The sequence below is a fragment of the Candidatus Manganitrophaceae bacterium genome, assembly GCA_012960925.1.
Classification (GTDB): Bacteria; Nitrospirota; Nitrospiria; order SBBL01; family JAADHI01; genus DUAG01.
Genome location: DUAG01000080.1, coordinates 40,974 through 51,611, shown reverse-complemented (window position 1 = coordinate 51,611; position 10,638 = coordinate 40,974). Strand labels below are relative to the sequence as shown.

Genomic DNA, 10,638 nt, shown 5'->3' with positions numbered 1-10,638 from the left:
ATGGGATTGAGATCAATAAATCAGATCAGGTCGCCGCTTAATGAAGATCTCATACACCAGATTTGACAATAACTCTCAACCTAGAACTGTCCGCCCTAAAGAGAATGTTTCATCTCGCCTCACGACAAACACCTCCCTTAGTTACTTCTCGCCCTCACATCGACCTTCTCAAGGAAGATAACGTCAGAAAGGGCTTCTTCACCCTGGAAGAATACAAACTCCTTAGAGCCGCCCTTCCGGACCACATCAAGATTCCATTTATTATCGGATTCTGGACGGGAATGAGGGCAGGAGAAATCGTTAATCTTAAATGGGAACAGATAAATCCTGATGAAGGATGGCTTCGACTAGAGCCTGGAACAACAAAGAACGGAAGAGGGAGATCGATTCCCTTGGTTCAAGAGGTCAGAGAAGTTCTCCGGAAGTGGAAAGACAACACCCTACTCCTTTACCCACAGAGTCCTTGGGTTTGTCATTACAAAGGGGAACGATTAAGAAGAATCCCCCATCGGACATGGGATAAAATCTGTGAACGGGTTGGCCTAAAGGGGAAACTCTTTCATGACCTTCGAAGAACGGCGGTTCGGAATATGGTGAGGGCTGGAATCTCAGAGAGAGTGGCAATGGAAATCACCGGGCATAAGACCCGGTCGGTTTTTGACCGCTATGACATTGTGGATGAAACAGATCTTTCCAATGCGGCGATTTTACTCCAGGAGGGATTAGCAAATTCAGCGAGAAATCCAGAAGAGATCCACATCAGTTTGCCCGAGTGAGCACAATCCTGATCACAATCGCGGATTTTGTCTCTCCAGGAACCCTCTAAGTTATTGATTTTATGGTGCCCCCGGGGTGATTCGAACACCCGACACACGATTTAGGAAACCGTTGCTCTATCCACCTGAGCTACGGGGGCTTTTGTGATTTTCTTTTTAATCAGGTTGAAGTTTGCATGTTAGCATATCAGCCTTGGTCTGCCAAGAAATGCAGTGCCCTCTGTGAATATCCTCTTTTGGGCCTTATCGACTTGACAAAATCAGCCCAATTCGATAGGCATAGGCATGTCCTTTCACTCCTCCCGGCAAAAGCTGCTTGATCTCCTCTTTCAACGGGCCTTTCGTTATTCTGAAGAGCCGTCCTTTCAACTGACTTCCAGAAAAATGAGCTCATTTTATATTGACTGTAAGAAAGTCTCACTTGATGCAGAAGGGGCCTATCTCATCGGAGAGGAAATTTTTGAGAGGGTCAGGGCCATGGAAGCGATAGAAGGGATTGGAGGTATGACACTGGGTGCCGATCCAATTGCAACGGCGGTATCCGTGGTCAGTTTCATTAGAAAAAAACCGATTCCCGCGTTTATTGTCCGCAAAGAACCGAAGGAACATGGGAGCGGGCAACAGGTTGAGGGGGCATTAAAGGAAGGGGCCAAACTGGTCGTTGTGGAGGACGTGGTCACCACGGGTGGATCAACGATCAGGGCACTGAAGGCCTTAAGAGAGTCCGGATTCACGGTCGCAAAGGTGATCTCCTTGATAGACCGCAAGGAAGGTGGAGCTGAACGGATTTTACAGGAAAAGGTTGAATTTGAGAGCCTCTATACGATCGATGATTTTATGCGGCTTGTTCGCAAGGAGTCTGTTGCCGAAATAGGATCGTCACGAGATGCATGAAAAATAGAGGCAAGTTTCTGGATAATTTGAGGAGGAGAGCCCGGCTATTTAACGAGAATTATCTGGGAAATGGGCCTATTTGGCATCATCGCAGTAGATTCCTTATTTCACCGACAGGTTCCTCGCAGCGATCATAAGGTCTCACTGTCCCAGAGTCTAAGGAGATAAGCAACTTGAAGCATCAACCAGATATTGACCACAGTGTGTCGTCATTTTTACCCGAACTGGTTGCGATCGCAAAGCGGGCGGGCCAGGCCATCCTGGCGGTCTATGTTAAGGCCGATTTCGGGATTACTTACAAGGAAGATACCTCCCCCCTCACAAGCGCGGATATGGCTGCCCATCATCTGATTCAGGCCGGACTGGAAGCGCATCGGCCCGCCTTCCCCGTCATTTCGGAAGAATCGGAAGCGCTTTCTTTTAAGGTTCGCCAGAAGTGGGAGACCTGCTGGCTGGTTGATCCCTTGGACGGCACGCGGGAGTTCATCAAACGAAACGACGATTTTACGGTGAATATCGCCCTCATTCAAAAGGGGATTTCGACCCTCGGTGTCGTCCACGCGCCTGCACTGGGCCTCACCTACTATGCATCCCATGAAGACGGTGCATTTAAACAGGTCCGGGAAGAAACCCCTATCCAAATTCAAGTAGACGACTATAGGAAACAAAAATTGAGAGTCGTCATCAGCCGATCACACGGGGTCGACATCACCGCCCGCCTCCTCGAGAAAAAGATAGATTATGAATGTCTGCGGAGGGGAAGCTCCTTGAAGTTGTGCCTTGTCGCTGAGGGGGCCGCTCATTTATATCCCCGGTACGGGAGGACGATGGAATGGGATACCGCCGCGGCCGATTGTGTCGTGACTGAGGCCGGTGGGTCGGTGACCGACATGGAGGGAAACCGCTTACGGTATAACAAGCCTGATCTCGCAAACCCCGAATTCCTCGTCAGAGGAAATCCGCCCTTCCCCTTATGAGATCGGTTCTCGTTTATTAAGGGGAATGTACTCTCTTTCTTCTTCTCCGATATACCGGCAACGGGGGCGGATAAGCCGGTTATGATCGTGCTGTTCGATGATGTGGGCCGCCCAGCCGGTGATCCGGCTGCAGACAAAGAGGGGGGTGTCGAATGTCACGGGAATCCCGAGGAGAGTGTAAGCTGACGCGGAATAAAAGTCGAGGTTTGGATAGAGACCTTTCTCCCTCAGCATGATCTCTTCGATCTTTTTCGAAAGCGTATACCACTTTCGATTCCCTTTCCGTTCTCCCAGGGATTCAGAAACTTTTTTCATGATCCTGGAGCGCGGGTCTTCCTTCTTTAAGACACGATGTCCGAATCCCATGATCCGCTCTTTCCGGTGAAGACGCTCCAGGATATCCTTTTCGGGACCTCCCGCCTGATCGACCTCCGTGAGCAAGGTCATCACCGCTTCGTTTGCCCCGCCATGGAGCGGCCCCTTTAAGGAGCCGATGGCGGATATCACGGCGGAATGCAGATCAGACAGAGATGAGGCGGTCACACGGGCGGTAAAGGTCGAGGCGTTGAACTCGTGTTCGGCATAAAGGATGAGCGAGACCTCTAAGGCTCGAACATCGGCGGGCTCCGGCAGAAGGCCGGTCAACTGATGGAGGATGAACTCGGGATGGCTGAGGGCGGGATCAGAGCTTATGACCTTCTGCCCCTTTGCGTGTTGTCTAAACGCGCCGAGGAAAATCGGGATCTGAGAGATCAGGCGAATCGCTTTTCGGTGGTTGGCTTGGTTGTCGTTTAAGTCTCGATCCGGGTCTTCCATGCCGGAGATGGAAACCGCAGTCCTTAAGACATCCATGGGATGGGCCGAAGGGGCGGTTGATTTCAAAAATAGCCGGACCTGCTCAGAAAGGTTTCGGGCGCGGCGCAGATCCTTTTTGAATTCCTCAAGCCTCTCCCGGGCCGGCAACTGCCCCAAGAGCAAGAGATAGGCGACTTCTTCAAACGTGGACTGTCCGGCCAGCGCTTCAATGCGATAGCCCCGATAAGAAAGCCCTCCGGATTCGTGATCGACATGGCAGATGGCTGAATTGCCCGCCCTTATCCCCTCCAGACCATCATGGATCTCTTCGCTGCTCATTGTTCTCTCTTTTTTTCTTTGGGTGGAGAAGCCTTTCCAAGATCAAGCTGATTTATTTCGTCATACCCGATCAGTTGATAGAGGTCCTGCCGGGGTTGCATCTTTCCGAGCATCCCGGATGAGGTCCCCGCCTTTTTCAATTGTTCTAGTGCTTCTTCGATTTCTTTCGAGGCGATCCTGAGAAGGGTCATCGGGAAGAGGACAAGGCGGTATCCCATCTCTGCGAGGGCCTCAAGACCCAAGGGTGGGCTCTTTCCGAACTCCGTCATGTTGGCCATCAGTAGGGCCGGTAGTGCATCGGCAAACCTGAAAAATTCATCGGCCGACTTGAGTGCCTCCGGAAAAATGATATCGGCACCTGCATCGAGGTAGCGTTTCGCACGATCCACCGCGTCCTGAAAATTCGTCACTCCCCTGGCATCTGTTCGGGCGATAATCAATAAGTCAGGGTCTTTCCGAGCCGCTACCGCGGTCTTGATCTTCTGGGCCATCTCTAAGGCGGGGATGACCTCTTTTCCTGAAAGGTGGCCGCAGCGCTTTGGAAAGACCTGATCCTCAATTTGAATCGCCGCGACGCCGGCGGATTCAAAGGCCTCTATTGCCCGACGCAGGTGAATCCCGTCACCGAATCCCGTATCGGCATCTGCAATTGCGGGGACGTTGACCGCCTTCGTGATGTACCGAACCTGTGTGATCACTTCCGTCAAGGTCAAGAGGCCAACGTCGGGGAGACCAGCGACACCATTGGCCATGCCGGCCCCGGAGATGTAAACCGCGTCAAATCCGGCCTGCTCAATCTGTAAGGCCGAAAGGGCATTATGGGCCCCCGGTATAAGAAGGGTCTTTTTTTTGATCAGTCTGCGCAACCGCTTTCCGGGAGAGGAATTTTTCATGATGTCCTTCTCTTTATCTTAAAGAGGGCAAGCAAAGCCCCGATTGATTTCTCCTTTTCCAGGTTCCAAAGCCGATCAAGCGTGGTCTGAATTTGTTTCTTCGATAACAAGGATTCAGCCAGAAGACGGAACTTTGCTTCGATCTCTGTGTCGCTCATCCTATTTTTCGGGTGTCCCCTGGGATGGTCTACCCGTTTTGAATAGACCTTTCCTCCTATTGTGACCTCTACCGTATTCGCGATGGCCTCCGGGTAGGCGGCGGAGAGTTCAGGGTCGGTGACCACCTGAATCCGTTGCATGAAGGAATGAAGTTTTGGGTCGGAGACGTGCTCAGGGTCAAACTGCTGAAGACCGACCTCTCCATCCAGCAGGGCCGCTGCCACGCAATAGGGAAGGGAATGATCAGCCGTTTCCCGCGTCTTGGGATGCCACTTCTCCGGATCGCGTCCGATGATTTCATGAGAGACCCCTGATGTCCGGACCATGATTTTGTCAATACGCCCTGGTTTTACTCTCTTGATTCGTTCGCGCAGTCGTAAGCTTGCTTCAACAGCACTCTGCGCGTGATACTCGACCGGATAATATTTGATGTAGGTTTCTAAGATTTTGAAGGGACCGTCCAAAGGCAGAGGCGGGAGATCAAATGATCCGGAGACAATCTGCATCATTCCTTTCTCTCCCTCAAAAATGGGAGCGGGTCCTGTCATCCCGAGTCGCGCCAGGGAGACGGCAAAGAGGCCGTTTCTGGCCGTATTGGCAAAAGCGGCCGCCTTCCACATTGAAAGCTCGCCAACACGTGTCTGGCGGAGGGCATAGTTTGCAGTCCCGGCAAGGCCGAGGGCATGGCCTGTCTCGGTTTCCGAAAGACCCCAGAGTTTTGCAGCGACCAGGGCCGTCGAAAAGGCGCCATAGACTACATGGTCCCAGCCCCTGGGGCGAAGGGCAGCGGCATCGCAGAGGCGGCACTGGACTTCATACCCGAGGAGGATTGCCTCAATCAGTTTCTTTCCCCCCGCTCCCGCAACTTCAGCAACGGCAAGCGCTGTGGAGATGTTGTCACTGGGATGCGCCGGTTCTTTTGAGAGATAGGTGTCGTTGTAATCGAGGAAGCGGACGGCGGTCCCATTGGCAAAGGTCGCGAGATCGGGAGTCGTCTTCCAAGCAGTTCCGAGGAGGGTTGCTCCGGAGCGGAGCCGAACCACTTTTGCGGCGTCGCGGGCGATTTGTGTCGGCGTCGCGGTCCATCCACCGAGCGCACAGGCGAAGGTATCAATCAGGCGCCGTTTGACCTCATGGACGGTTTCGGATGAAAGTCTGCGGTAGGTGAGTTCACGGGAGTAACGGGCCAAACGCCCGGCAAGGGTTTGCCTCAGACCGATCTTCGACACTTCTCCCTCCGTCGCGTTTATAGAAATAGTTCATGCTACGCCGGATACTCACCCATCACTCTACAAAGCTTTGGAGGGTGTGTCAAATGTGGAAAGTTCGGATAGAGACTTCTCAGGCAGAGGTCTCAAGGATCATCTTCGCCAGCCCAATCGCTTCGGACGGGTCTCCGGCAAGATGGACCTTCTCCGGGGCGAGGCTTTTGAAGAAGTCTTTCCCCTTTTCATGGTCTGTCAACAAGATGACCTCTTTTTTAGCCTTCAATGCAAGCGCGATTTCAGAGGCGGTTCCAGCACCCATCCCACAGGCGATGACCAGATCACTTGAAAGGACATTAATATTATTTCGCCCGGAGCCCATGTCGGTCAGGATGGGGATATCGACTGCGGAGGACATAATGTCCCGGTCACCTGTAGGAAGGACGCCGACGACTAGTCCTCCGGCATTTTTTGCTCCCTTGCTTGCGGCGTCCATGACGCCGCGGTTGCAGCCGCCGCTCAGAAGGACCCACCCCTGAAGGGCGATCAGGCGTCCAAGTTCCGCGGCCGCTTCGATCTCTTTCACCGTGACTCCTTCTCCCGGCCCCATGACACCTACAATAATTCTGCTCATTTAATTTATTTTGATAAAAAAACAGTTCTTCTTTATCATCCATCCAAGGCAAGGCGATGTCAAGGGTGATTGACAAATCCCGGTTCTGTCGCAAAAAACAAATAACCAGTATTTTATTTCGTGAAGATGCATCCTAAGCCATTGATATAACTACGTATGCTTTATCAGTATTAGGCCGTAAATCGAAATTTTCGACAGAACCACATTTTTGCCCTGAAAAAACAATCCATGGCTTATTCAGAGGTTCCTTTACCTGAATCAGGATCTTGAGTCGTAGAAGGAAATGCATGGGAGCTCACTTCAGCCAAACAGGAAAAGATCTTTATTTAAAAAAGGGATTGTGCGCATTTTCTTCCGCGACGGTCGTGACCGGACCGTGACCCGGGAAGAGCAATGTTGCGGGCGGAAAAGATAAGATGACATTTTTTACGGATTTCAACAAGGTCGGATAGGTTTGCGATGACTTTGCGCGGCCAATGGAGCCGGCAAAAAGAGCATCGCCGACAAAGGCAAGCGTCGTGGACATCAGGGGTGATGCATCGATAAAATAGGTCGTCCCGCCATCGGTGTGTCCGGGTGTCAGTTTTGCCGTTATTTTAAAGCGACCGACCTCAATCGTCATTTCTTCTTTGACCTCAACCTGCCGCTTCAATCTTATGTTGTTGAGGGCTTCATTTCGGTGAAGATAGACGGGCATATCTAGGTGGGATTGTATTTTTTCTATCCCGCCAATGTGGTCTGGATGTGAATGGGTCAGACAGACGGCCACAAGTCGAACTCCGTTTTCTTTTAAGAAGGTAATCACCTTGCTTGGACTATATCCTGTATCAAAGAGGACACATTCCTTCCTCTTCCAATCGATAAAAAAGTATCCGTTCACCCCATAGCCTCCAATTTTTCCATCAATGACATGGATCATATCGTGAGAAGTGGTCAGGTCCGGGTCGGGAAGGTAGGGTGAATTGAGGCTTGGCTCCCAGGAGGTTTCGGCACTCTCCCGGAGCTTTTTGCCGTCAAGGTCTAGCGATGCTCCCAGCGATGTGATTTCGTTTTGCTCTGGCGCTGCTTCTGCTTCCAGCGCAGCAATTCTTTCTTCCGAAACCTTGGACCGGCGTTCCAGTTCCAAAAGAGACCAGTCTTTTCCAAATCGAGCTTTTCCAATGATGTCCGCGAAGGCATCTTCAAGCATTGGAGGCATCCTCTCTATCAAAAAGACGATAATCGTTCAGAATACAATATAAATATATCATTAGGGTTTCTTGAAGTTCTCCAAGGTAAACCTCATGCAGTTTACCAGCACAAAGGGCAACTTACAAAATTTAACTTGTAGAAATACACCGATATGTACAGGCCGGGAGATTCAATGAAATATATTTTCCTTGATACTTTGATATTATCTTTCTCTGTAGAGCATGCGGCCAAAGATTACGGCATCGCATTGCAACCTGCGGAGCAACAAGGCTTGGATCTCCCCCTGGCCAGGACCACCCATGCACAATATCGCCGCCTGGTGGAGATCGGAAAGGTGCCCTGGATAAATCGGCCGTTTCAGAACTGACCTTTCCGGGACGGAAGTGATTTGAAATGACTGAAAAAACTCCAATGGACAAGTTTAACCCAAGATCCAATCTCCGATCTCAGGTTAAAAATAGATTCTTGCGCTTTGTTCTGATATCTGCTACTTTTTGGTCAGCATTATCAAGGCGTAGTTCTCCGATGGGCGCTTCGGGGAGTGTTTATCTATTGGTCATAAATCCTATGGAAAAGTCTTCCCTTCGAAAAAAGATCGGGTCCTGGGCATCCGTCCTCCTTGTATTTTTTCTCATGGCCGGGTGTGCCGGTACAGAGGAAAAGTCAGAGCTTCTCTCCTTGTTGGGGATTGATGAGGATATTGTCGATGTCTCATCGGAAGATGTTGATAACATTTTTGATGCCTTGACCCTTCTGAAACGCGGAGAGGCACATTTTGTAAAAAAAGAATACGATGAAGCCGTGGCAGAGTTCCAGCGTTTTCTGACACTCCATCCTTTCAACCGGATGGCCTCCTTTGCTCAATATCGTCTTGGACTGAGCTATTATAAGCAAATGCACGCCATCGACCGCGACCCGGAGCCGATGGAAAAAGCCATGGCTGCATTGCAAAAGGTGGTGGCCAATTATCCCAGAAGTCTTTATGTCGATGATGCAGGGAAAAAGATCGTCCTACTCAGACTCCGCCGGGCCGAACATCATTTCAATGTTGGTTTTTTTTATTATAGGACGGAGGTTTACCCGGCGGCAGTTGCACGTTTTCAAAAGGTCTTTGGAGGGGGAGGGGCCGGGCCCCTTATTGAAAAAACCCTCTATTATCTTGGTCTTTCCCACTACGATGCCGGAAACCGGCAGGCCTCTGCTGAGGCTTTTCAACGTCTCCTCAGCGAATACCCTGAGTCTCCTTACATCCGGAAGAGCGAAAAGGTGCGAATCTCGCTCGCGGCACCCCTTCCTTTAGACTCCTAGAAAATGCGTTATTACCCTATTTTCCTTGATTTGAAAGCACGGCGCGCGGTTGTCGTTGGAGGCGGGCCTGTGGCCGAACGGAAGGTGGCCACCCTACTGAAGGCCGGTGCCGATGTGACGGTTGTCAGTCCGGAGGTTACACGTCGCCTGGCCGCCTGGGTCTCCCGGAAAAAAATCAGGCACATTCAGCGGGCTTACCGAAAAGGGGATCTAGATCAGGCCGCCATCGCTTTTACGGCGACCGACAGAGATCGAGTGAATCAAGCCGTCGAGGACGAAGCCGAGCAAAAAAAGGTGTGGATCAACGTTGCTGATCAATCTGTGCCGGGTAATTTTATTCTCCCGGCCCTTTATACCAAGCGTGATGTCACGGTCGCGGTCTCTACCGGGGGGAAAGATCCCCGCCGCTCCGTCAAGATAAGAGATTCCCTAAAAGGAGTTATCATTTGAAAAAAATAGAGCCGCTCCCCTGGGAGGCGCTGAAGACCTATTCCATAAAAGATCGCGTCAGCAAGGTCCGCAAAGAAGATCTGGCCACCCCGCTCTCTTCCGGCAAGGGGATCACCTCTTTTCTGGACGCCTTACCGCATATTCTGGCGGCAAAGGATTTGCGCGAGATCATTGCTGCGATGGCCAGGGCCCATCGTCAGGACAAGATGATTTCTCTGGCGCTCGGGGCCCATGTGATCAAGGTGGGATTAAACCCGCTGATTATTGATCTCATGGAGCGCGGAATTGTCTCGTCTATCGCCTTGAATGGTGCAGGGATTATTCATGATTTTGAATTGGCCTATATTGGTTCCACCTCTGAAGATGTGGCTGCTGAACTGGAAGATGGACGCTTTGGCATGGCAGAAGAGACGGCGACCTATTTAAATCGCGCGATCGCAAAAGGGGCTGCTGAAGGAGTTGGAATCGGTGAAGCTGTCGGCGCGATGATCCTTGAAGGGAAGTTTCCCCATACAAAATACAGTCTTCTGGCGGCCGGGGCGCGTCTGGGTGTCCCGGTGACGGTTCATGTGGCGATCGGGATGGATATCATCCACATGCATCCCACTGCAGATGGGGCCGCGATCGGGAAGGGATCGTTCCTCGATTTTCGCCGCTATACCGAGTGTGTGGCAAAATTGGAGGGGGGCGTTTATCTGAACATTGGTTCGGCCGTTCTGCTCCCGGAAATCTTTCTAAAGGCCCTTTCCCTTTCGAGAAACCTTGGCCGGACGGTCCAGGATTTCACCGTGGTCAACATGGATTTTATTCAGCATTATCGACCTCTCATCAATGTTGTAAAACGACCGACGCAACGCCACGGGAAAGGATATTCACTGACCGGCCATCATGAGATCATGGTGCCGCTCCTGATCGCCGGGCTTCTTGCCGAGCTGGACTCCGAAGAGAAGAAAAATGAAATGTAACGATTCAGCTTGCCTAGATTTTTCTCAAGGGCAAGGCACGAGGAGCGGAAAA

12 protein-coding genes and 1 tRNA gene are annotated in these 10,638 nt (G+C 51.3%); 7 read left to right on the top strand and 6 right to left on the bottom strand.

Annotation, left to right across the window (positions count from 1 at the left end):
* Window positions 1–104: 104 nt before the first annotated feature.
* A complete protein-coding gene (locus EYQ01_11245; protein ID HIE66357.1) occupies window positions 105–776 on the top strand; it encodes a site-specific integrase in 672 nt (223 codons plus the stop codon).
* 63 nt (window positions 777–839) lie between these two features.
* On the opposite strand, the gene EYQ01_11240 is transcribed toward EYQ01_11245, so the two are convergent.
* Window positions 840–916, bottom strand: a tRNA-Arg gene (locus EYQ01_11240).
* 145 nt (window positions 917–1,061) lie between these two features.
* Here EYQ01_11240 and pyrE point away from each other — a divergent pair.
* Window positions 1,062–1,670, top strand: coding sequence for an orotate phosphoribosyltransferase (gene pyrE, locus EYQ01_11235; GenBank protein ID HIE66356.1), 609 nt, complete (start codon window positions 1,062–1,064; stop codon window positions 1,668–1,670).
* A 191-nt stretch (window positions 1,671–1,861) separates the two neighbouring features.
* Entirely contained in the window at window positions 1,862–2,647 is a 786-nt protein-coding gene (gene cysQ / locus EYQ01_11230) for a 3'(2'),5'-bisphosphate nucleotidase CysQ (GenBank protein ID HIE66355.1), read from the top strand.
* On the opposite strand, the gene EYQ01_11225 is transcribed toward cysQ, so the two are convergent.
* The 5 genes from EYQ01_11225 to EYQ01_11205 form a co-directional block, all read right to left on the bottom strand.
* On the bottom strand, window positions 2,642–3,781 hold the full coding sequence (locus tag EYQ01_11225) for a citrate synthase (GenBank protein HIE66354.1): 1,140 nt from the start codon (window positions 3,779–3,781) through the stop codon (window positions 2,642–2,644). The two genes, cysQ and EYQ01_11225, sit on opposite strands and share 6 nt — an antisense overlap.
* Entirely contained in the window at window positions 3,778–4,674 is an 897-nt protein-coding gene (gene prpB, locus EYQ01_11220) for a methylisocitrate lyase (protein HIE66353.1), read from the bottom strand. Before prpB ends, EYQ01_11225 begins: the two co-directional genes overlap by 4 nt.
* Window positions 4,671–6,047, bottom strand: a complete 1,377-nt coding sequence (locus EYQ01_11215; GenBank protein HIE66352.1) for an MmgE/PrpD family protein — start codon at window positions 6,045–6,047, stop codon at window positions 4,671–4,673. The genes prpB and EYQ01_11215 overlap by 4 nt, the downstream gene beginning before the upstream one ends.
* Before the next feature lie 127 nt (window positions 6,048–6,174).
* A complete protein-coding gene (locus EYQ01_11210) occupies window positions 6,175–6,672 on the bottom strand; it encodes a cytochrome (protein ID HIE66351.1) in 498 nt (165 codons plus the stop codon).
* A gap of 322 nt (window positions 6,673–6,994) precedes the next feature.
* Window positions 6,995–7,870 carry an MBL fold metallo-hydrolase gene (locus EYQ01_11205; GenBank protein ID HIE66350.1) on the bottom strand — a complete coding sequence of 292 codons (876 nt, stop codon included), beginning with the start codon at window positions 7,868–7,870 and terminating at the stop codon, window positions 6,995–6,997.
* A 165-nt stretch (window positions 7,871–8,035) separates the two neighbouring features.
* Here EYQ01_11205 and EYQ01_11200 point away from each other — a divergent pair, with 165 nt between their 5' ends.
* Genes EYQ01_11200 through EYQ01_11185 form a run of 4 tightly spaced genes read left to right on the top strand, consistent with a single transcriptional unit; the run spans window position 8,036 to window position 10,586 of the window.
* Entirely contained in the window at window positions 8,036–8,230 is a 195-nt protein-coding gene (locus EYQ01_11200; protein ID HIE66349.1) for an NAD(P)-dependent oxidoreductase, read from the top strand.
* A 26-nt stretch (window positions 8,231–8,256) separates the two neighbouring features.
* Complete coding sequence (bamD, locus tag EYQ01_11195; GenBank protein ID HIE66348.1) at window positions 8,257–9,171, top strand: outer membrane protein assembly factor BamD; 915 nt, start codon at window positions 8,257–8,259, stop codon at window positions 9,169–9,171.
* Window positions 9,172–9,174: 3 nt separating this feature from the next.
* Window positions 9,175–9,621 carry a bifunctional precorrin-2 dehydrogenase/sirohydrochlorin ferrochelatase gene (locus tag EYQ01_11190; protein HIE66347.1) on the top strand — a complete coding sequence of 149 codons (447 nt, stop codon included), beginning with the start codon at window positions 9,175–9,177 and terminating at the stop codon, window positions 9,619–9,621.
* The gene (locus EYQ01_11185; GenBank protein HIE66346.1) at window positions 9,618–10,586 is read left to right on the top strand and encodes a hypothetical protein; all 969 of its coding nucleotides are present in this window, start codon (window positions 9,618–9,620) and stop codon (window positions 10,584–10,586) included. Before EYQ01_11190 ends, EYQ01_11185 begins: the two co-directional genes overlap by 4 nt.
* The last annotated feature ends 52 nt before the right edge of the window (window positions 10,587–10,638 follow it).

What these genes read in the sequence shown, in the direction of transcription:
- EYQ01_11245 (HIE66357.1), top strand. Translation starts at nt 105, where the DNA reads ATGTTTCATCTCGCCTCACGACAAACACCTCCCTTAGTTACTTCTCGC.
- pyrE (HIE66356.1), top strand. Translation starts at nt 1,062, where the DNA reads ATGTCCTTTCACTCCTCCCGGCAAAAGCTGCTTGATCTCCTCTTTCAA.
- EYQ01_11225 (HIE66354.1), bottom strand. Translation starts at nt 3,781, where the DNA reads ATGAGCAGCGAAGAGATCCATGATGGTCTGGAGGGGATAAGGGCGGGC.
- prpB (HIE66353.1), bottom strand. Translation starts at nt 4,674, where the DNA reads ATGAAAAATTCCTCTCCCGGAAAGCGGTTGCGCAGACTGATCAAAAAA.
- EYQ01_11210 (HIE66351.1), bottom strand. Translation starts at nt 6,672, where the DNA reads ATGAGCAGAATTATTGTAGGTGTCATGGGGCCGGGAGAAGGAGTCACG.
- EYQ01_11205 (HIE66350.1), bottom strand. Translation starts at nt 7,870, where the DNA reads ATGCCTCCAATGCTTGAAGATGCCTTCGCGGACATCATTGGAAAAGCT.
- EYQ01_11200 (HIE66349.1), top strand. Translation starts at nt 8,036, where the DNA reads ATGAAATATATTTTCCTTGATACTTTGATATTATCTTTCTCTGTAGAG.
- bamD (HIE66348.1), top strand. Translation starts at nt 8,257, where the DNA reads ATGACTGAAAAAACTCCAATGGACAAGTTTAACCCAAGATCCAATCTC.
- EYQ01_11190 (HIE66347.1), top strand. Translation starts at nt 9,175, where the DNA reads ATGCGTTATTACCCTATTTTCCTTGATTTGAAAGCACGGCGCGCGGTT.